Genomic DNA, 20,714 nt, shown 5'->3' with positions numbered 1-20,714 from the left:
CGCGATCAGTCCTCGAAGATCGCGACAGCGCGCGTCCATCCGGCCGAAGCACCCTTGATCTTGTGCGGAAAGCAGCTGACGGTGAAGCCTCTGGGCGGCAGCACCTCAAGATTGTGGAGCTTTTCGAGATGGCAATAGCCGATCTCCCGGCCCGCCTTGTGGCCTTCCCAGATCAGCGAGGTGTCGCCCGTCTCGGCGACCTTCTGCGCAGTGTGCACGAAAGGCGCATCCCAGCTCCAGGCGTCGGTGCCGGTCACCCGCACGCCCCGACTGGTGAGATACATCGTCGCCTCATAGCCCATGCCACAGCCACGGCTGACATAATCCGGACCGCCCAGCGCCTTGCCCGCCGCCGTGTTGACCAGCACGATATCGAGCGGCTGCAATTCATGCCCGATCCGATTGAGCTCCGCCTCGACGTCCGCGGCAGTCACCACATAGCCATCCGGCAGAGCCGTGAAATCGAGCTTCACACCCGGCTGGAAACACCATTCCAGCGGGATTTCGTCGATGGTGAGCGAGGGTTTGCCGCCGTCCTGCGTAGGGTGGAAATGCCACGGCGCGTCAAGGTGCGTTCCGTTATGGGTAGTCAGGCGCACCCATTCGACGGCAGCAAAGCCTGCGCCGTCCGGAGTCTGCTCGGCGGTTACGCCGGGGAAGAAATGGCCAAGTTCCCCCACAGTTTCGCTATGCTTCTGGTAGGTGATCTCGGGCCGAAGGAACGGCGGATCGCTGACGACTTCGTTGCACAGGGTGATCGACAGGTCGACGAAGCGGCGCGGCATCAGGCGTCCTTCCAGTCATAGGCAAGTTCGCCCTCGCGGAAGGCGAAGCGATCAACATGGCGCTCGACGGCACCCTTCAGCCCGTCGCGCTGGCCCGGATCACTGGCATCGATGCGGCAGACAAGCGCGTCGGCTTCGGGCGACAGGGTCACCAACGCATCGGCGGGCCAATCGGCACCGCGCGCATCGCGCGGAAAGCGGATGGTCACGACATCGCCATCGAAGGTGACGTCCATATTGTGCTGCCAGTGCTTGCCGACCTGCGCGGCATATTTCTTCGAGCTCGCCGTTGCGACGCGGGCTTCGGTGCTGAACGTCATGCGCAGGTGCCTCCCAGCGTTTCGGCGAACCAGTCGGCGATGCAGTCGCGACCATAGGCCATGTTGTCCGCGCCGACATGCTCCACCCCGCCTTCGCGCGCGGTGAAGATCACCTTCTCGCGGCGCGGGGCGTTGACGAGCTGATCGTAGAGATCATCGGCATAGGCGACGCTGATCTGGCGATCCTGCGCGCCGTGAGTCACGAGGAAGGGAACCCGGATACGGTCCATATGGCCGTTCAAGTTCATCTCGGCTGACCTGGCGAGGAAATCCTCCATGTCGGCAGCGCCGAAAGCCCACATCACATGCGCCCAGTAATGGGGCACGGGGTTCTCACCCTCGCGCGCCATCCGCTTGTCCTGCACTTCGCGCCAATTGTGGTTGGCCCCCCAAACCGCGCCGCTGGCAAAGCGCGGTTCATAGGCGACCGCGCGCGGGGCAAAGTGGCCGCCAAGGCTGATGCCGGTCATGCCGATGCGCTTGGGATCCACGTCCGACTGTGCTTCCAGCCAGTCCACCGCCTTCGACGCCCAGTTCTCGGAATGGGGATCGACCGGCAGGCCCTGCAGCCGCAGCGCCTCGCCCGAACCCGGCTGATCGACGCACAGCGTCGAAATCCCGCGCCGTGCCAAAGCTTCGGGCAGGCGCGACCAGTAGAGCAGTTCCTTGCAGCTATCCAGTCCGTTGCAATAGACCACGACCGGATGCGGCCCCGGCCCCGCCGCGCGGGTATAGAGCGCAGGCATGGTGCCTTGCGCCAGCGGGATTTCGACCCGCTCACGGTTGAGCTTGCCGAGCGCGGTCGACCTGTCGAACGCAGCGCGGGCGCGGGCGTAGGTTTCCTTGCGGCCCGGATGGCCGTGGCCCTGCATCCGCTCGGCGGTGAACAAGTAAAGCGAGGCGCGTTCCAACTTGTCGGAAGCGCTGAAGGCCCGACCCTTGGCTTCGTCCTCTTCCGCCAGCGCGATCAGCTTGCCGCCCATCGCCGCCCATTGCTGCATGAAGGCCGGAGTGCCGACATCACCGCCGCCGGCCGCCGCATCGCGGATCGGCGCGCACATGTCGATGATTTCGCCGATCTGCCCGCCGCTCTCCATCGCGATCGCGACCGAGAGGTTCCATATGTAATTTGGGAAAAATTCGAACAAGGCCACCGGGTCAGCCTTCCGTCACAGCGAACAGGCCGGGGTTGGGTGCCGGATGCGGCAAGGTCTGCGGACCACCGGTACCGATCCCCCACTGGTCCATCACCAGCGGCGCCGGCGTGTAGACGGTCGGCTGGTAGGTGTGGAAATCGACCTCCTCCAGCTCGGAGGTGTATTCGGTCACGAACCCGGCGGCAGTGACGAAATAGCTGAAGGTGTTGTTGCCCGCCGTGTGCCGTCCCGGCCCCCAGCCGATATCGACGCCCTTCAGCTTCAACCGGTGCGCCCCGCGCATCATGTCGTCGACGCTCAGCATGTCATAGGCGACATGGTTGAGGCACGGCGGCCCCGGCAGGATCGCGATTCGGTGGTGCGCGGAATTGCAGCGCAGGAAGCACATGAAATCGCCCAGCCAGTCGCTTACCTTGAAGCCCAACACGTCGGTAAAGAAGGCCACCGCCTCATGATGCTTGGGCGAATGCAGAACGATATGGCTGATCTTTAGCGGAACGCCCTCCCACCGCGCCAGTTCGCGGCGGCTGCCGCGCGCTACGTCGCTCGAAATCTCGAACAACAAACCGTCGGGCGAGAAGAAACGGAAACCATAGCCGCCGCCTGGTGAGGTCAGATCGGCTGGCTCGCTGACGACAAGGCAGCCGGCCTCGGCGACCTTGCCCCGCAGCGCCTCCACATCGGCGCGGCTGTCGGCGGCGAGCGCGATCACGTCGACGCGGTTTTCCGCTGCGCGGCGCAACTGCACCACATGATGCTCGTCATGACCCTGCGCCTTGAACCACGCGTGGTCGGCATCCTCGCCAACCGGCTCCAGGCCCCAGACGTCAGCATAATAGGCCTTTTCGGCATCGAATGCCTTCACGCCATATCCGACATAACGGATTTCCGTAACGCGGCTCATCGCTGTCTCCTTTGAATCAGATCGGCTGTGAAACGACGGCGAACATTTCAGCCGTGGCCTTGTGGTTATCGACCGGGGGGGCTTTGCCGAGCTGGCCCATGCATATCGCGAGGCTGGATTCGACGATGTAGCGGCAGCGTTCAAACCGGCGGTCGCGATACGCAAGCAGCGCGTTCTCGATCTCGTCATGGCGTGCGAGCTCTTCGGAGAGCACGATCGCATCCTCGATCGCCATACCTGCGCCCTGCCCGAGATGCGGCGTGGTCGCATGAACGGCATCACCGAGCAGCACGACGCGCCCCTTGTGCCAGGGCCCGCGCACCAGCATCGCCTCTAGCGGACGATAGACGACGCCCTCGTCGTCGGTGATCTGAGCGGCCAGTTCCCGCAAGCGCGGGGCGCAGCGCGACAGGCGTTCGCGCATCCGTTCGGCCATGCCTTCCTGAGAATAGCGCGGATTGTCCAACTCAGGCGTGGTGACGAATATATACATCGTCTCGGCGTCCATCGGCACGAGACCTGCGCCGATCGGACCATTGAAAACCTGCAGCACATCCATTTCGGCGGGCCGTGGAAAATTGTAGCGCCACACCGCCTGCCCGGTGAACTGAGGCGCTTCGGCATCGGGCAGGATCGTGCAGCGGGTCTGCGAATAGACCCCGTCCGCGCCGACAACCAGATCGTAGCCGCCACTCGTGCCATCGCTGAAGGTGACATGGACGCGAGTGCCATCATCGGCGATGGCATCGGCCGTCACGCCAAGCCGCAACACCGCGCCGAGCGCCACGGCGTTGTCGCCCAGCACCTTCTGCAAGGCCTTGCGTCCGATGCCGACATTGGCGGGACGCCCCTCGACCAGACGAGGCGATGGCACGCGCGCGACCATCGTGCCGTCGGGGATGTAGATTTCGACCGAATCGAAGCCGCAGGAGGCATCGATGAAGTCGTCGAGCACGCCCAACTGATCCATCGCGCGCACGACATTGGATTGCTGGATGATGCCCACGCCATAGACCGACCAGGCCGGGTCCTTGTCGATCAACGTGACCTTGTGTCCGCCACGGCACAGGGCAATCGCCGCCGACAAGCCACCGATCCCCGCACCTATGATCAGCACATCAAGGTTTTGCATGCCCGCTATTCCTCAGATCTGTAAAACTTGAGGCCGGAAGGAAAAATCCCGTCCGGCCCCTGCGACTCTGCCCCTGTCTGCAGAGCCACTATCCTCAGAAGTCGAAGCCGAGCTGCACGCCGTAGGTGCGCGGGGCTGCGAACTGCCAGTTGTAGATGCGGTCATTCCCCGCAGCGGTGAATCCGGCATAGGTAATCGGCCGCGTGTTCTCGAGATTGCGAACAAAAGCGCGGACGCTGAACTGGCGGCTCTCGGGCTCCCACATCAGGCTAAGGTCGGTCTGCGTGAAGGCTTTCTGACGCGAGTCACGGAAATTAAAGATGTCGTTGAAGTAGGAGCTCTTGAAGATGCTGAAGGCGCTCGCGGTCAGCCTCCCCGCATCGCCCAGGTCGAACACCTTGTCATAGCCCAAACTGATGGTCCACGTCGGAGTGATCGGTGGCTTGTTGCCGGCCAGGTTCGGCTGATTGATGATGACCGGGTCCGGATTGAGGTCGGAAATCGCGGTGACCGTCGGGGTACAGCCTACGCAGAACACGGGGACAGTCGCCAGCAGATCCTTATACTCGGCATTGATGTAGTTGAGTGTCGCAGTGAAGGTGTCCGACTCCGACAGCTTGATCACAGCGTCGGCCTCTACACCCCAGATCACCGACTTACCGGCGTTGAAGATCTGACCGCCCTTCGCGTTGTCGATCAAGACGCTGACCTGCAGGTCCTTATAGTCGGTATAGAAAGCGGCAAGGTTGAAAATGTGCTGTCGAACCTCACCGAAGCTGAGCTTGGTACCGACTTCGTACGTGGTGTTGGTTTCAGGCGCATAGGTGCCGACCGAGTCGAATCCGCCAGCCTTGAAACCGGTTGCAACCTTGCCATAAATCAGCGTGTCGGCATTGGGTTCAAAGTTCAGACCGGCGGTCCAAGTGAACTTGTCCGCTTTGGTCCGCAGGTTCTGCGTCTGCGCGGCCGTCGCCGGGACGGTGACCCTTACCGGGCCAACATTGAACAGGTTGGGGTTGCGCGCCGGTCCCGGAAGACCACTGCCAAGGTTCTCGAAGAGAGCGCGACGCTTGTCGTCGGTGTACCTGAGGCCGACAACGGCAGTCAGCGTCTCGCTCAAGGAAACATCGGTCTGGCCGAAGATCGCCTTGCTTTCCGAGTTAACGAACGGGCGACGGAAGTAGTTGATATATCCGCCAGCAGCACCGAGGACGGGAGGCGGCAGGGAGCCATTGAACAGGCCGCGGTTGATCTGCTGCTCTTCCTTGAAGTAAAACCCGCCGAACTGCCAGGTCAGCGGCCCGTTCTCACCATTGAAGCGGAGCTCGTGGCTCTGCGTCTCGACGTCACTCTTGAAGTTCAAGAAGAGATAGGCAGGGGACAAGGTCGTCGCACCATTGCGATCCGTCTTCCGGTAGCCGCCACGATAGGTAAAGGTCGCGGCATCGAAATCATATACCAGCGTGCCGCGTACAGCCGTCGAGTTGCCGTTGTTGAAGCCGACCCCGTTGTTGGGAGAATTGTACCGGTGACGGTCGATCGTCGCCAGATTATTGGTCAAAACCGGTACGCACTGACCACCGGCAATCAGAGGCGCAATATCGGTCCAGCCGGCATTGGCGCAACCCGTTCCGGGCGAAAACTCCGGAGAATTCAAATTGACCCAGGCCTGCGCCGATACGGTTTCCCGCGTCTCCAGCCGCTCGGCAGCGATGTTGATGCTGAGGCCGTCAGCCGGCTCCAGACGCAGACTCAGACGGCCCGCTTTGGTGTCCTCATCGCCGCTGCGCGTGTTGGTGTTGGGGTGGATATTGTAGCCGTCGCGGTTGGAATAGATGCCCGACACACGGATCGCCGCCATGCTGCCGAGAGGCACATCGACGCCGCCCTGAATGGTGATCTGATCGAAGTTGCCGTAGGAAATATTGCCGTCCGCGCCAAGTTCCTTGCCGGGCTTCCGCATGATGAAGTTGATCGCGCCGCCCGTAGCGTTCCGGCCATAGAGCGTGCCCTGCGGCCCGCGCAGCACTTCGACCCGCTCAAGATCGAACAGGGCGGCGTTCAGGACGGTCGGCCGGTTGATATATTCGCCGTCGATGTTCACAGCGACGGCCTGATCCTGCGCTTCATCATTGCTGTTCGAGCCAATGCCGCGGATCGAGACGCGAGTCTGGGTCGTGTCGGCAACGATGTTCACCGCAGGTGCGACACGGGTGATCGACGAAAAGTCGTTCACACCGGCTTCGACCAGCGCTTCGCCGCTGACGACGCTTATCGCGATCGGGACGTCCTGCACGCGTTGCATGCGGTTCTGCGCGGTGACGACGATGGTGCCCGGATATTGCTCATTATCCTCCGGCACAGCATCCTGAGCAAAGGCCGCGCCAGGAACGGCAAGCATGGTTGAAGCCAGCAAAGCAGCATAGAATTTCATCATCACTCCCCCGATATCCGGTCCGCTTTGGTGCGGATCCTACAAGAATTAATATCAGAATTTAGGTTCTAGTAATGACATGTCCGATCCCTGTCAAGCTTGCCCCCAAAGGAAAGAGCGCCGTGGTGCCATTCCTTCACGGCGTTCCCAGGAAAGCGGCAATCATCGCGGCGAGATCGTCCTTGAGAATCGTCCAATCCCCCTCCCACGCAGCATTGGTAGCCGAGCCGAACCCGAGGTAACGCGCGATCGCGGCATAGAGGATGCGGAACGAGCTATCGACCGCGCGCTCGGGATCGATGCGCGCGATATCTTCGCGATGGCTTAGCAGGACACAAGAATAGGTCCGCACCGTCTCGGAATAGAATCGCTTTCCGGTTACGGAGACCTGCGGATCATCGGTCGCAATCCGCATCAGTGCGGCCATCGGCCCGGCATGGGCGCGCAGGGTTTCGGCAATCACCTCCACCAGTCGCGCAACCAGCTGATCGAGCCCGTCATTGCGGCCGAACTGCCCAGCCAACCGCTCGCTCATCTCGCGATTGACCCGTTCGAGGATGCGCAGTTGCACCGCATGCAGCAGGGCTTCCTTGTTCTCGAAACGGTTGTAGATCGAGCCAATCGACACCCGGCCCGCGCGGCTGACTTCAGCCAGCGTGAAGTCGCCGTTCCCGCGAGAACCCAGCAACTGCTCGGCAGCGACCATCATCCGTCCATAGGATTCACGGCTGCGCCCCTGAACCGGGGCACGCAGCGTCGAGGCTAACCCGACGTCGTCCCGCAACCGATCTTCGAACATCGCGCACCTCTCCTTGCGCATCTGACGCATCTGTATTTTAAGGAATGATAATTCTATTTTTATTTCATCGTCAATTGCTCAGATTGCCCAGTGCGGCGCAACTGCAGAACGATCTGGGCAGGATGGCGAAACAGGATAGGGGAGAGGACACGCGATGAAACGAATGATTCGGGCAGCCGCGTTGGCTGCAATCTGCGCTTGCCCGGTGCAGGCGCAAAAGTTCTACGCCGACTATGTCGAGATCGCAGAACCACGTCAGCCGGGCGAGATTTTCCTGCCTACGGTGCCGGCCGACACACCCGACAACGAACAATGGATGACGCAGAGCGGCGTGATCGGCGTGCGCAATGTCAACAAGCCCACGCTGGTGCCGGTGCTGCCTGCCGGACCTTCGACGGGGGCCGCGGTGATCGTCGCTCCGGGCGGCGCTTTCCTGGGCTTGGCGATTGATCATGAAGGCTGGCAGGTGGCACGCTGGCTGGCCAATAACGGCATTGCCGCATTTGTGCTGAAATATCGCCTTCTCCCCACACCGCGCGACAACAACCAGTTTCGCGACGAGAACAATGCCGTGCGCAACGGGGGCAAGGCGAGCTTCTCTCCGCCCGGCGACACTACGCCGCCCGCGCTTGCTGATGGATTGGCGGCGCTACGCCACGTGCGCGCGAATGCTGCAGCCTATGGCATCGATCCGGAGCGCGTGGGCTTCATGGGATTTTCCGCAGGCGGCTTTCTGACCCGCAGCGTGGTCGAGCATGGCGGAGTCGACGCGCCGAACTTCGCCGCGCCGATCTATCCCAACATGGCGGCGATGGCGGTACCCGCCAAAGCGCCACCGATGTTCGTAGCGATCGCCGCAGATGATTTCCTGCTGCAGCGCGAGAAGGGCCTGCCGCTGGTCGACAGCTATCGCGCGGCGGGCGCAGCGCTGGAATTTCACCTGCTGGCCAATGGCGGCCACGGCTTTGGTCTGGCGCAGGGCACCAAAGGCAAGGCCAGTGAGGACTGGATCACATTGCTGCACCGCTGGATGGGGGTGATCGGCATGCTGGAGCCGCAGGCAGGTCCAAAGCCCTGACCAGAGCTGCGGCCCGGCACAGCGCGGTGTCCAGAGCATTCTCAAGTTGACCGGATTCGGTCAACGGTTCGGAAAATGCGGCATCAAACGCCTAGAGTGTGTTCACCCATCGTGAACGCACTCTAGGCGGCGTCGCTCCGGGCGGGTTCGGGGTGGAAAATCACTCCCGGCAGGCGCAGCGCGAGCCCGGCAGTGATCGCCAGCACCACGGCGATCACACACCCCGCCGCCAGCGAGGGCAAGATCAAACCCTTGCCCGACAGCGCGAAATAGACGCTCCCGTTGAGCGCGATTCCGAGCGCGCCGCCGATCTGCTGCGAAGTCTTGAGCATCCCGCTGGCGGCGCCCGCATGATCCTTGTCGACCTGCGCCAAGGTCACCGGAGCGATGCAGCCTGACAGCGACCCCATTCCCAGCCCCGCCAGCACCAGCGGCAGCACCAGCACGGTCCAAGGCAGTTGCCACAGCCCGATCCCGGCGAGGATCGTCAGCACCGAAACCAGCATCGCTGCCCCGCCCGCGACCAACACCCACTTGCCGAAGCGCGGAAGGAAATTGCGCCCGAGCACCGCAATGCCGATCATCGCGCCTAGCCCGAACGGCATATGCAGCAGTCCGGTAGTCAGCGCACTCTCGCCGCGCTCGCTTTGCAGGGCGAACGCGAAAATCAGCAGAAAGCCGGCATTGGCGGCGGCAAAGGCGATGGAGATGCCCAGCCCCAGCCGGAACGGACGGATCGTCAGCAGCGAAGGATCGAACACCGCCGCGCGAGCGCTACGCACCCGGAGGCTGGCATGACGCCAGGTCAGGAAGGCGAGCGGCCCGGCCAGCGCCAGCACCAGAGGCTCTGCAAAGCTCCAGCCGCCCTCAACCCGGGTCAGCGGCCACAACAGGCACAGCACTGCGAGCCCGAACAGCATGATCCCCGTCCCATCGAAGCCGCTACCATGCGCCGACTTGCGGTCGGGCAGGAACAGCCAGCCCGACGCCAGCGCAAACAGCCCGATCGGCAGGTTGATGAGGAAGATCAGCCGCCACCCGAGTCCGAACAGGTCAAGTTCGATCAACATCCCGCCCAGAACCGGCCCGGCAATTGCGGCGAGCCCGCCCACCAGACCGAACAGCGCCAGCTTGGATACGCGCTCCAGCGGGGTGAACAGCACCTGCATCAGCGCCAGCGCCTGCGGCGACATGATCGCCCCCGCCGCACCCTGCGTCAGCCGCGCCAGCACCAGTTGCTCGGGCGTCTGGGCGAGGCCACAGGCGACCGAGGCGATCGTGAAGCACGTGACGCCCAGCAGGAAAACCCTACGATAGCCCAGCGCATCGCCCAGCCGGCCGCCCGCCATCAGCAGCAGCGCAAAGCTCAGCGCATAGCCCGCCACGGTCCACTGCACCGCCTCGGCCGAGGCCGATAGACCGGCCGTGATCGCAGGCAGCGCAGTGTTGACGATCGTCAGATCGACGATCTCGAGGACCACAGCCACGATCAGCGTCATCAGCGCCAGATTCTGCTGGCGCGGTGTCAGGGCCGGAGGCGGGGTGCTCACGATCAGAGCTTGCCCTCGCGCAGCATCGACGCCGCAGCATCGCAGGCCCGCGCGGTCAGCGCCATATAGGTGAGCGAGGGGTTCTGGCAGGCGGACGAGCTCATCTGCGCACCATCGGTGACGAACAGATTGGCGATGTCATGCGCCTGGCTCCACTTGTTCAGCACCGATGTTGCCGGGTCGTGGCCCATGCGTGCGCCGCCCATTTCGTGGATCGCGGTGCCGCCGGCACCGGGCTGGTCAAAGCCCATGATCACCTGACCGCCTGCCTTGGTGAGCATCTCGCCCGCATCGGCCTTGGCCTGTGCCAGCGCCGCGCGTTCTTCCTTGCCGAACGCAAAGGCGATGCTGAGCTGCGAAATGCCATCTGCATCGACCGCCTTGTGATCGAGCGTCAGTCGGTTGCTGGCGCGCGGGACGCAGTCGGCAAAGCCGACCAGTACCATCCGCCACATGCCGGGCTTCTGCAGCCTTTCCTTCAGCCCGGCGCCAATCCCCGGATCGCGCTTGCCCGCCGTCCAGGTGCTCTGCAATGCGCCGCCCTGGAACGAATAGCCGCGCGTGTGCCCCTCGCCGTCTATCTCGTCCATGTTGCGATAGCGCGCGACGATGACGCCGGTGGGGCGGTTGCCTGTGCTGGTGCGATCCTCGAAGCCCGGCATCAGCGCGATCGCCGACAGGGTATTGGCATGGTCCATGATATGGGTGCCGAGCACGCCGCTGGAGTTGGCTAGCCCGTTCGGCATCGCCTCGCTGGCCGAATTAAGCAGCACGTGGACCGAGTTGAACGCTCCGGCATTGAGGAACACCATGCGCGCCGTCGCAGTCTTGCGTTCCTTGGTATTGCGGTCGAGATAGCGGACACCGGTGATGCGGCGGGTGGCGGAATCGAAATCGAGCTTTTCGACGACCCCATCGGTGATGAGGGTGAGCCGCCCTGTCGCCATCGCGGCGGGCAGGGTGCTCGACTGGGTGGAGAAATAGGCCCCGAACGAACAGCCGCGCGCACAGATCGAACGATTCTGGCACGTCCCGCGCTCGCCCTTGGCCTCCGTGAGGTTGGCGGTGCGACCGATTGTCAGACAGCGATCGGGCCAATTGGCCTTCAGCACTGCACGCACATGCTGTTCGACCGGATTGAGCGCCATCGGCGGCTGGAAACGGCCATCGGGTAGCTGTTTCAGCCCCTCCGCCGCCCCCGAAACACCGATAAATTCCTCCACCTTGTCGTACCAGGGCGCGAGATCGGCATAGCGGATCGGCCAGTCGGTACCATGCCCGTCGCGCTTGTTCGCCTCGAAATCATAATCGGACCAGCGATAGGCCTGCCGCCCCCAGGTCAGCGAGCGACCGCCGAGCTGGTACGAGCGGAACCATTTGAAATCCGCTCCCTCGGCGGTCGCATAGGGGTTCTGCGCATCGTTGACGAAGTGGCCCTGGGTGTATTCGTTAAAGTGGCGGTTGAGCATCTGCACCGGGTGCTCGCGCGCATACATCGCCTGATCGCCCGCACCGCGAAAGGGCATCTCCCACGGGGTCTTCATCTCGGTTTCATAGTCCAGCTGATGGCGGATATTGCGCCCGCGCTCGATCATCAGCACCTTGAGGCCCGCTTCGGTCAACTCCTTCGCGGCCAGCCCCCCGGTAATGCCCGAACCCACGACAATTGCGTCGAAATCCATGGTCTTTGCCCTCCCGCCTCAGCCGAAATCCACCGCAGTCCAGTCGCTCGAGAAAGCGCGGGTTTGCTTCGTAACGGGGATGTCGGGGACATAGGTGCCGGGCACCAGTTCAAACTGCAGCTCCTGGGAACCGCCCGGCTCGCTGGTATAATAGCCGGTGAGGATCAGCGCTTTGACCGTACGCCACGGATGTTCGCGTACGCCTTGAGCATAGGCTTCGGCATCGAGTGCGGCGAGCAGCTTCGCCTGGGTATCGGGGGCGGCCCTCAAGAAATCGCCTCTGGAGCGGGCATCGAGTTCAGCCTCGAGCCAGGCGGCCTGATCGAATGAGCCGTCCTTGCGCGCATAGCGGATCAGCGCTTCAGGCGCTTCCTTCGGCAGGCGCGCGCGAGACTTTTCGAGCCCGTGCGCGAGACCGAGCAGCACGAAATCGCCTGTACCGACGTCGCCTGCGCCCGGCGTATCGGTCCGGGGGATAACGATCTGGCTGACGATGCGCATCAGGTCGCGCCGGCGTTCGCTCGGCGCTTCGCCGGCATCAAGAAGGTCTAGACGGATCGCGGCCACCGGAAGGTCGACGACCGCCGCGAGTATCGCCGCCGCGCCCAGAAATGTCCTGCGATTCCAGCCCCCCGGCTGCTGCTCATCCATCGTCTCAGCCCTCTCCGTGCCGCGTCTTATGCTTGTCCCACTCTATAAAGCCGCATATAAGAATACAAATTCTATTTATAAAGGAGTGGAGAGACGATGCTCAAATGGTCGCGCCAGCTCGATTACGGCCGACAGGCTCCCCCGTTTGCGCTGCCCGATACCGATGGGCGCGTCCGAACAATGGGCGAGTTCGATGCTCCCGCGCTGCTAGTCACCTTCATCTGCAACCATTGCCCGGTGGTGCTGCACATGCTGGGCGGGCTGATCGCGTTCGCGCGTGAATATGCCCCCAAGGGAGTGCAGGTGGTCGCGATCTCCTCCAACTCGCCCGAGGAATTTCCGGAAGACGATTATCCGCACATGCAGCAGTTCGCGAGGGCGCACGACCTGCCCTTCCCCTATCTGCATGATGAAAGCCAGGACGTGGCGCTGGCCTATAACGCAATCTGCACCCCCGATTTTTTCCTCTACGGTCCCGATCGCAGGCTGTTCTACACCGGCCAGTTCTGCGCCAGCCGCCCGCGCCTGCCGCACCCCCCGGTGCCGGGGGCACCGCCGCAGCGCACCGATGTGCCGGTGACGGGCGAGGACATGCGCCGCGCCGCCGACGCGCTGCTGACAGGCGCTCCGGCACCCCAGCCGCAAATCCCCAGCGCTGGCTGCTCTATCAAGTGGCGGCCGGGGAAGGACCCGTCATGGGGCTGAGCCTGTGACCATCCTCGCGCGCCACTGGGTGCCCGCTGCCGCCGTCGTGGCGCAGGAATGCGGACCGGAATTCCTCGGCATCGTCGACGGGGCCGACTGGTCGGAGGGACGCGGGTTCTATCGCGGGTTCTTCACCACTTTCACCATCAAGGCGGGCAAGACGGTGTGGTTCCACTGGCCTTTTCCCACGCCGGTGGAACTAGATGGTCGGCCGCTCGCCCTCGCCTCGGTGAGCCTGCTGTGGGAGACACTGGAGGGCGCGGCGATCCGCTGGGTCACGGTGCAGCACGGCGGGATGGACCGGATCGAGCTGACCGCCCGGATGCAGAGCCCTGCGGCCATGCCCGTGCCGTTTGAGCCGAGCCCCGAATTCCGTCCCTATTGCCCGGAAACCAACCGCCAGCTCAGCACCTTGCCGCTGCCCGCGCCCTTGCCGCTGCGCTTCGGCGTGCAGTTATGCGTGATGGTCTCGGCCCCTGACCATGCGGATGCCGCCGTCCGCTTCTACGGTGCGGGCGCGGATTTCGTCGCCTGCCCGGCATCTGCGACTCAGGCGATGAGGAAGGCGGCACAATGATTGATCACACCTGCATCAAGCAGAGCGGCGAGCCGGCTTGGGTCCGCGCCATCATCGCTGGCTGGATATCTGACGCATGACATTCGACCGTCGATCGATGTTGACCGGCTTTGCCGCCGCCGGTCTGGCTCAGTTGCTGCCCCGGCAGGCTGAGGCCGCGTCGAGCATCCCACAGCGCCCATCGGCGCGGGTGATCGTGGACAATGATTTCGCGGGCGATCCCGACGGGCTGCTGGCGCTGGCGCATCAATTGCTGTCGCCCACCACCGAAACCGTGCTCATCACGTCCTCGTTCCTCGACCCGAAACTGACGCCCTCGGGCGTTGCCAAGGGCAAAACGGCAGAGCGGGGGAGCGAGTTGGCGCGCGAAATGATGCTGCGGCTTGGCCACAGCACGCCGGTGCCGGTTGCAACCGGCTTGGAGAGGCCGGGCCTGGCAGGCGACACACCATCACCGGCGGCAAGTGCCATCATCGCCGAAGCCCGCCGCAGCCATGGCCTGCCGCTCTTCCTGTGCTGCGGCGGGCCGCTTACAAATGTAGCCGAAGCGTTGCACCACGCTCCCGACATTGCAGACAGGATGACGCTGATCTGGATCGGCGGCGGAGCGTACCCCGACGGGGGGTGGGAGTATAATCTTGCCACCGATATCGCGGCGGCACGCGCGGTCATCGAAGCCAGCGCGATCCCCCTGTGGCAAGTGCCGCAGCCAGCTTATCGTCAAATGCAAATGTCGATTGCGGAAATGGCAGCAGACTTGCGTCCGATCTCGCCCTTTACCGAGTGGCTCTATGATCAATTCACCCGGCCCCCGTCTTTTGTGACGCTGGGCGGCGCCTGGCCCATGGGGGACAGCCCCCCGGTTCTGCTGACAGCAATCGCTTCCGAAAGCAGCGAGTATCGCGATCAGCCCGCGCGCCGCATTCTTGACGACATGCACTTCGGCGAAGCCCTGCCCGCACGCAGCATCCGCGTTTACACCCGGCTCGACGTGCGGCTGGCCCATGCGGACCTGCTTGCAAAGCTTAAGCTGCATACTGCAGCAGGCCGCACAGGGCAGCCCGCACCCTGACGGCCAGGCGTTATGCAGCGAGCGTCCTGATCGAGGCGAGTGCAGCGGCGGTATCGCTATCTGCCGGGCTCAGTTCGAGGCCGATCGGTCCGGTGTAGCCGACTTCCTCGATCAGCTTGAGGATTGCCGCCCAGTCGATCTTGCCCGATCCCGGCTCCCCCCGGCCCGGCGCATCGGCGATCTGGATGTGGCCGAGGTGCTTCGCGACCTTGGGCAGAACCGTGAAGGGATCCTCGCGCTCGGTGACAGAATGATAGACGTCATACAGCAGCATGACATGCGGGCTGCCGATCTTCTCGATCACCGCCACCGCGTCTTCGGTCATGCCGAACAGCACGCCGGGATGATCGACGCGGGTGTTGACCGACTCCAGCAAGATGGTGAGCCCGTGCGCCTCGGCGACGGGCACGATGCTGGCAATGGCTCCGGCGACGATGTCGAGCTGTGCGGGGCGCTTCATGTAGGGCACCGCAATGCCCGAAGGTACAACGATCGCCTGCGCCCCAAGCTCGGCCGCCTCGGCTGCGGCCTGCGCGAACATCTCGCGGAAACGGTCATGCTGGTCGGCCATGACCAGCGCAATGCGGGGATCGGTAACCGTGGCGAGCAACTCGCACCCCGTCGCAGCCAGCGCCGCCTTGAGGCTGGACACATCGCGGTTGGCGGTGGTGAAGATCTCGACTTTCCGGAAGCCCGCCGCAGCAGCTGCAGCCATGCGATCTTCCAGCCGATCGCCGGCTTCGTGGAACATATATTCGAGGCTGACGCTGAATTCGAAAGGCATGAGCGGTTTTCCTTGGTAGCAAGACGGACAGGTTCCGAGGCGCTGGAAAAGGGTCAGGGCGTCTGCTTTCGTGCAACCGCAACGACCAGTGCGAACACCAGTGCGAACATGGGAATGATGATCGCATTCTGGGTCATCGCATCCGTCTCTCTGCGCGACCGATGGACGGCGCCCGGAATCCGTTGATTGACGATCAGCAGCAGGGCCGCAGCGACAGCGATAGGCCGCCGGCGCCCGCGCCATATCGCCAGCAGGCGACGCATTGGCATCTACCCTTTTCCCCTCCGAGATTACACTGAAAATAGTACTTTAATTCTATTTGGGCAAGGGCATGTCTCAGGCCTTGACCACCGCGCATGTTTATACGAATAAATATTCTAATTGGGCGCATGCCCCAGGGAGAGAATTCAGAACCAGCCGTTCAAAACCGGCCCGTTCTGGCCCGCCTTCCGACAATTTGACCCAAATGTGGAGAGGGCGACAATGACCAGTCAGATCAAGCGAGGCGTCAGCCTCTATTCCTATCAGAACGACACCTTCGACGGCACGCTGACGCGCGACGATTGCATCCGCATCTCGTGCGAGCTGGGCGCGAACGGGATCGAGGTGATCGGCGAGCAGTCTTTCTGGGGCTGGCCTGAATGCGGGATCGATGATGCCGATATCGCAGCCTGGCATGACAGCATGGCGCGCCACGGCGGCGTCGCTATCAGTCACGACTTCATGCTCGACTACAAGCGCTACAAGGGTCGCCCCATGCCCTTCGACGAGCAGGTGGCGAGCGTGAAGAAGGACATCGACTTCGGTGCCATGCTGGGGATGAAGTTCATCCGCGCGCTGGTCTCGATCGCGCCCGAAGTGCTGGTCGCGGCAGCGCCCTACGCCGAGGAGAAGGGCATCAAGATCCTGATCGAAGTGCACGCGCCGCTGCATTTCGACCATCCCTGGATCATCCGCCACGCCGAAGCCTTCGAGAAATCGGGTTCTGACGCACTCGGTTTCCTGCCGGACATGGGCATGTTCCTGTTCAGCTTCCCGCGCGTATGGAAGGAAAAATTCATGCGCATCGGCGTGCCCGCCAACATCGCCGACTATATCGAAAAGGCCTATGAAGACCGCGTCCTTTCGGAATATGTGATCCTCAACGTCCGCGACATGGGCGGCACCGGCCCTGCCATCGCCATGGCCGAAACCCTGCGCCACAACGCCGCGTTCGAGCCCAAGCGGATGCTCGATTACATGCCGCGCATCCACAACATCCATGGCAAGTTCTACGAGATGACCGAAGACTATGTCGAACCCAGCATTCCCTATGACGAGATCGTGAGGGTGCTGAAGCTAGGCGGATACACCGGCTACATCTGCTCGGAATATGAAGGCAACCGCTGGATCGAGGATGTGGAGGAACCCAACTCGGTCGAACAGGTGCGCCGCCAGCAGGTGATGCTTTCCCGCCTGCTGGGTGAGACCGAAATGCCCGCCCTCAAGACCCCCCTGGCTGCCTGAGGAGACTCCTGGCCATGATGGACCACAAAATGATCGTCGCCGGCAGCCTCGCAGCTGTCGAAGGGGGCTTCGCGCTGGAAGTCCGCCTGCCCTATTACCGCGGTCTCGGGCTGTCGATGGTGGAGGACATCGCCGTCACTGTGGATGGCGTTGCATACCCGCGCGAGGCGGTCCGCTTCACCGTGCGCGGCAAGACCTATACGCTGGACGAGATGGAAAACTGCTACGACAACCGCTGGAACTTCGGGGAGAAGGCGCTGGTCAGTGTTCTCGGTACAGAACTTGCGCCCGGTCCGCACAAGGTCACGGTCGGGGTGCGCAAGCGCATTTCCTACCTGCCCTTCGTTCCCACATTGTCGGCCACCAGGGAACTGGCGCTGGCCGCGTGACGGGGCGAATCGCCCAACGGCCAGGGCGTAAGCTGACATGATCATGGATCGCCGCGCGCTTCTGGCTGGGATCGCCGCCACTGCGGCAGCCGGTGCTGTGCAGCGGCCGGCTTTCGCGCGGGACGCTGCCGAGCTGTCCGGTTGGCGGCCTCTGTTCGGCGAGAGGCAAGCCGGTGAGTGGACGATATGGCAGGAGGGCACCGGCCTTGGCGATGCACACCGGGCGGTGCAATTTCGGAGCGGGGGCCTGATCCACATGCTGGGTCCCGCCTTCAACGGGCCTGCCAAGGCGAGCTTCGGTCATATCGCCACGCGTGAAGCCTGCGCCAACTACCACCTCCAGCTACAATATAAATGGGGTGCCCGCCGCTTTGCGCCCCGCACCTTGCAGCGGCGCAACAGCGGCATCCTGTATCATATGGGGCCGGAACGGGACCGGCTGTTCCCCGACTGTGTGGAATATCAGGTGCAGGAAGGCGATGTCGGCTCGGCCGTCACCGTCAACACCCGTGCCGTGCAGGGCATTCTGCTGGGCGGCACCCCGCTGTGGCCAAATTTCTTCCCTGGCCTGCCAACCGTTTACAAGGAGCCGGTCGTGGCGGGCGACCTCGCCCGGCAATGGCTCCCGCATTCGGGCCCCTATGAACGGCTGGGCGGGTGGAACACGCTCGATCTCTACGCTTTTGACGATCAGGCCGCCCATCTGGTCAACGGACGCATCGTCAACACCCTGTTCAAGATCATCAACCGCAACGGCCAGCCCCTGACCAGCGGCCGGATCGCGCTCGAATTCGAGGCGGCGGAGATCACCTTCCGCAACATACGCATCCGCAATCTGTCAGCCGAGGACATCGGCCGGATCCGGGCCGGGACCGGCGATTGATCCCTGCCCGGCGGAATAGCCTCAGTCGATCCCCATCAGCGTGCGATTGAGCGCGCGGTCGGCCCCGCCGGCGGCGAAGTCGTCGAAGGCGTGTTCGGTCACCCGGATGATGTGGCGGGCGATGAAGGGCGCTCCTTCCGCTGCCCCTTGTTCGGGATGCTTCAGCGCGCATTCCCATTCCAGCACCGCCCAGCCGTCGAAAGCGTTGGCGGCCATCTTGCTGAAGATCGCCGGAAAATCGACCTGCCCGTCACCCAGACTGCGGAACCGACCCGGCCGGTCAACCCAGGACTGATACCCACCATAGACTCCGCTACGGCCATTGGGGCGGAATTCGGCATCCTTCACGTGGAAGCATTTGATCCGCTCGCGGTAGATGTCGATAAAGGCGAGATAATCGAGCTGTTGCAGCACGAAGTGGCTGGGATCGTAGAGAATATTGGCGCGCGGGTGGTTTCCGACCCGCTCGAGGAACATCTCGAAGGTCACCCCGTCGTGCAGGTCCTCGCCGGGGTGGATTTCGTAGGCCGCATCGACTCCGTTCTCGTCGAACACATCGAGGATCGGTTTCCAGCGCCGGGCGAGCTCGTCGAAGGCGTCCTCGACCAGCCCGGCAGGACGCGCGGGCCAGGGGTAGAAATAGGGCCAGGCGAGCGCCCCGGAAAAGGTCGCATGGGCGGTAAGGCCCAGGCGTCGGCTGGCGATGGCGGCGTTCTTGACCTGCGCCACCGCCCATTCCTGCCGCGCCTTGGGATTGCCGTGCACTTCAGGGGGAGCAAAGCCGTCGAACTGTGCGTCAAAGGCGGGATGGACCGCCACCAGCTGCCCTTGCAAGTGAGTCGAAAGCTCAGTGATCGCAAGCCCCTTGTCGGCGAGCATCCCCTTGATCTCGTCGCAATAGGTCTGGCTCTCCGCCGCCAGTGTCAGATCGAACAGGCGCGCGTCCCAGCTGGGGATCTGGATGCCCTTGTAGCCCATTCCCGCGACCCAGTCGGCGATGCCGTCCAGGCTGTTGTACGGCGCTGCATCCCCGGCGAACTGGGCGAGGAAGATCGCCGGTCCCTTGATGGTCTTCATGTAAGGCAATCCTTTCAGACGGTGAGCGGCACCCAGCCGGCCTTGTCCCGGCTGGCGCGCACTGCGGTGTCGATAAAGGTCATGCCGCGGAGGGCATCGCCGATCCCCGGCAAGAGCGGCGCAGGTTCGCCGCGCAACACAGCGGCAAAATCGCGGTAGATGTTGGCGAAGGCTTCGAGATATCCCTCGGGATGGCCGGTGGGCGTGCGAGTCCGGCTGGCGGCATCAGAGCCAAGCTGCGACCCGCCTGCGTGGACGATTTCGGTCCGCCCGTCGAGGCTGTGAATCGTCAGCGTATTCGGCACTTCCTGCCGCCACAGCAGCCCGCCCCTGTCGCCATAGACGCGGATGCGCAGCCCGTTCATCTCGCCGACTTCGATCTGGCTCGCTAGCAGCACCCCGCGCGCGCCGTTGTCATAGCGCAGCAGAACGGTGCAATCATCGTCGACCGCCCGTCCCGGCACCACGGCGGCAAGATCGGCGAGCAACTCGACCGCCTTCGACCCGGTGACAAATTCGGCAAGCTGAAAAGCGTGCGTGCCGATGTCGCCGATGCAGCCGCCCGGGCCGGAGCGGGCGGGATCAGTGCGCCATTCAGCCTGCTTGCCCGCCGCTTCGCCTGCCAGCCAGCCTTGCGGATATTCGACTACCAGCTTGCGCACGGTACCGATCGCGCCCGCCGCAATCCGTGCCCGCGCCTCTCGCACCAGCGGGTAGCCCGTATATGTGTGGGTAAGCGCATAGGGCAGGCCCGCCGCAGTAACGCACCCGGCCAGTTCGCGCGCTTCGGCCAGAGTGGCCGTCGCAGGCTTGTCGCTGAGCACCGGAACGCCCGCTGCGAGCGCCGCGCGGGCTGCCGGCAGATGGTGGTGATTGGGACTGACCACAGCGACGAAATCGATCCCGTCATCCCGCGCGCGCTCGGCCGTGAACATGGCGTCGAGATCGGGATAGGCGCGCGCCGGGTCAGTGCGATAGCTGTCGGCCGCTGCGCGGCTTCTGGCCGGGTCGCTCGAGAAGCAGCCCGCGACCAGTTCGATCTCGCGGTCCATTTCCGCGGCGATTCGGTGGATCGGACCTATGAACGAACCCGGCCCGCCGCCAATCATCCCCATGCGCAACCGCCGCAACACCATCCCGCTCCCATGCCGTACTTTTGAAATATTCATTCTATTTTAGCACAAGCCATTCGGTCAATGCCAGTTCGCTCGGGCGGAGTGCAGCCGTCT

The 20,714-nt window shown here is 63.5% G+C and carries 21 protein-coding genes; 7 read left to right on the top strand and 14 right to left on the bottom strand.

The window, feature by feature from the left end; all coding sequences use genetic code 11:
- Nucleotides 1-5: 5 nt before the first annotated feature.
- The 7 genes from ACNI3R_RS14860 to ACNI3R_RS14830 all read right to left on the bottom strand — a co-directional run bounded on the left by ACNI3R_RS14860 (nt 6) and on the right by ACNI3R_RS14830 (nt 7,531).
- Nucleotides 6-785, bottom strand: a complete 780-nt coding sequence (locus ACNI3R_RS14860; RefSeq protein ID WP_426184670.1) for a cyclase family protein — start codon at nt 783-785, stop codon at nt 6-8.
- The gene (locus ACNI3R_RS14855; RefSeq protein WP_426184668.1) at nt 785-1,105 is read right to left on the bottom strand and encodes a DUF2218 domain-containing protein; all 321 of its coding nucleotides are present in this window, start codon (nt 1,103-1,105) and stop codon (nt 785-787) included. The genes ACNI3R_RS14860 and ACNI3R_RS14855 overlap by 1 nt, the downstream gene beginning before the upstream one ends.
- On the bottom strand, nt 1,102-2,259 hold the full coding sequence (locus ACNI3R_RS14850) for an alpha/beta hydrolase family protein (protein WP_426184666.1): 1,158 nt from the start codon (nt 2,257-2,259) through the stop codon (nt 1,102-1,104). Before ACNI3R_RS14850 ends, ACNI3R_RS14855 begins: the two co-directional genes overlap by 4 nt.
- Nucleotides 2,260-2,263: 4 nt before the next feature.
- Nucleotides 2,264-3,166, bottom strand: a complete 903-nt coding sequence (locus tag ACNI3R_RS14845; protein WP_426184664.1) for a VOC family protein — start codon at nt 3,164-3,166, stop codon at nt 2,264-2,266.
- Between the two features lie 16 nt (nt 3,167-3,182).
- Nucleotides 3,183-4,298, bottom strand: coding sequence for an FAD-dependent oxidoreductase (locus ACNI3R_RS14840; protein WP_426184662.1), 1,116 nt, complete (start codon nt 4,296-4,298; stop codon nt 3,183-3,185).
- Nucleotides 4,299-4,392: 94 nt separating this feature from the next.
- Nucleotides 4,393-6,735, bottom strand: a complete 2,343-nt coding sequence (locus ACNI3R_RS14835; protein WP_426184660.1) for a TonB-dependent receptor — start codon at nt 6,733-6,735, stop codon at nt 4,393-4,395.
- Between the two features lie 133 nt (nt 6,736-6,868).
- Nucleotides 6,869-7,531, bottom strand: coding sequence for a TetR/AcrR family transcriptional regulator (locus ACNI3R_RS14830; protein WP_426184658.1), 663 nt, complete (start codon nt 7,529-7,531; stop codon nt 6,869-6,871).
- Between the two features lie 154 nt (nt 7,532-7,685).
- Between ACNI3R_RS14830 and ACNI3R_RS14825 the strand changes: the two genes are divergently transcribed.
- Nucleotides 7,686-8,609 (top strand): alpha/beta hydrolase, encoded by a 924-nt coding sequence (locus ACNI3R_RS14825; protein ID WP_426184656.1) that lies wholly within the window; start codon nt 7,686-7,688, stop codon nt 8,607-8,609.
- A gap of 122 nt (nt 8,610-8,731) precedes the next feature.
- Here ACNI3R_RS14825 and ACNI3R_RS14820 read toward each other — a convergent pair whose 3' ends face one another.
- From ACNI3R_RS14820 to ACNI3R_RS14810, 3 genes are read right to left on the bottom strand one after another with little or no spacing between them, the layout of a single operon-like run.
- Nucleotides 8,732-10,159: an MFS transporter gene (locus tag ACNI3R_RS14820; protein ID WP_426184654.1), complete on the bottom strand. Its 1,428-nt coding sequence runs from the start codon at nt 10,157-10,159 to the stop codon at nt 8,732-8,734.
- Between the two features lie 2 nt (nt 10,160-10,161).
- On the bottom strand, nt 10,162-11,841 hold the full coding sequence (locus ACNI3R_RS14815) for a GMC oxidoreductase (protein ID WP_426184652.1): 1,680 nt from the start codon (nt 11,839-11,841) through the stop codon (nt 10,162-10,164).
- A gap of 18 nt (nt 11,842-11,859) precedes the next feature.
- Nucleotides 11,860-12,492: a gluconate 2-dehydrogenase subunit 3 family protein gene (locus ACNI3R_RS14810; RefSeq protein ID WP_426184650.1), complete on the bottom strand. Its 633-nt coding sequence runs from the start codon at nt 12,490-12,492 to the stop codon at nt 11,860-11,862.
- Nucleotides 12,493-12,588: 96 nt separating this feature from the next.
- On the opposite strand from ACNI3R_RS14810, the gene ACNI3R_RS14805 reads away from it, so the two are divergent.
- The 3 genes from ACNI3R_RS14805 (at nt 12,589) to ACNI3R_RS14795 (ending at nt 14,846) form a co-directional block, all read left to right on the top strand.
- Entirely contained in the window at nt 12,589-13,197 is a 609-nt protein-coding gene (locus ACNI3R_RS14805; RefSeq protein ID WP_426184648.1) for a thioredoxin family protein, read from the top strand.
- 4 nt (nt 13,198-13,201) lie between these two features.
- On the top strand, nt 13,202-13,774 hold the full coding sequence (locus tag ACNI3R_RS14800) for a hypothetical protein (RefSeq protein ID WP_426184646.1): 573 nt from the start codon (nt 13,202-13,204) through the stop codon (nt 13,772-13,774).
- A 76-nt stretch (nt 13,775-13,850) separates the two neighbouring features.
- Nucleotides 13,851-14,846, top strand: coding sequence for a nucleoside hydrolase (locus ACNI3R_RS14795; RefSeq protein WP_426184644.1), 996 nt, complete (start codon nt 13,851-13,853; stop codon nt 14,844-14,846).
- A 10-nt stretch (nt 14,847-14,856) separates the two neighbouring features.
- On the opposite strand, the gene ACNI3R_RS14790 is transcribed toward ACNI3R_RS14795, so the two are convergent.
- Nucleotides 14,857-15,630, bottom strand: a complete 774-nt coding sequence (locus ACNI3R_RS14790; protein WP_426184642.1) for a TIM barrel protein — start codon at nt 15,628-15,630, stop codon at nt 14,857-14,859.
- Nucleotides 15,631-15,683: 53 nt separating this feature from the next.
- Complete coding sequence (locus ACNI3R_RS14785; RefSeq protein WP_426184640.1) at nt 15,684-15,893, bottom strand: hypothetical protein; 210 nt, start codon at nt 15,891-15,893, stop codon at nt 15,684-15,686.
- A 220-nt stretch (nt 15,894-16,113) separates the two neighbouring features.
- Here ACNI3R_RS14785 and ACNI3R_RS14780 point away from each other — a divergent pair, with 220 nt between their 5' ends.
- The 3 genes from ACNI3R_RS14780 to ACNI3R_RS14770 are packed head-to-tail and all read left to right on the top strand — an operon-like array spanning nt 16,114 to nt 18,408.
- Nucleotides 16,114-17,136, top strand: coding sequence for a sugar phosphate isomerase/epimerase family protein (locus tag ACNI3R_RS14780; RefSeq protein WP_426184638.1), 1,023 nt, complete (start codon nt 16,114-16,116; stop codon nt 17,134-17,136).
- Between the two features lie 14 nt (nt 17,137-17,150).
- Nucleotides 17,151-17,525 (top strand): C-glycoside deglycosidase beta subunit domain-containing protein, encoded by a 375-nt coding sequence (locus ACNI3R_RS14775; protein WP_426184636.1) that lies wholly within the window; start codon nt 17,151-17,153, stop codon nt 17,523-17,525.
- 37 nt (nt 17,526-17,562) lie between these two features.
- On the top strand, nt 17,563-18,408 hold the full coding sequence (locus ACNI3R_RS14770) for a 3-keto-disaccharide hydrolase (RefSeq protein ID WP_426184634.1): 846 nt from the start codon (nt 17,563-17,565) through the stop codon (nt 18,406-18,408).
- Nucleotides 18,409-18,429: 21 nt separating this feature from the next.
- Here ACNI3R_RS14770 and ACNI3R_RS14765 read toward each other — a convergent pair whose 3' ends face one another.
- Complete coding sequence (locus ACNI3R_RS14765; RefSeq protein ID WP_426184632.1) at nt 18,430-19,485, bottom strand: sugar phosphate isomerase/epimerase family protein; 1,056 nt, start codon at nt 19,483-19,485, stop codon at nt 18,430-18,432.
- Between the two features lie 14 nt (nt 19,486-19,499).
- Nucleotides 19,500-20,600 (bottom strand): Gfo/Idh/MocA family oxidoreductase, encoded by a 1,101-nt coding sequence (locus tag ACNI3R_RS14760; RefSeq protein WP_426184630.1) that lies wholly within the window; start codon nt 20,598-20,600, stop codon nt 19,500-19,502.
- Nucleotides 20,601-20,714: the final 114 nt, after the last annotated feature.

The sequence above is a fragment of the Rhizorhabdus antheiae genome, from assembly GCF_049889055.1.
Taxonomy (GTDB): Bacteria; Pseudomonadota; Alphaproteobacteria; order Sphingomonadales; family Sphingomonadaceae; genus Rhizorhabdus.
This window is presented reverse-complemented; position numbering and strand designations above follow the sequence as displayed.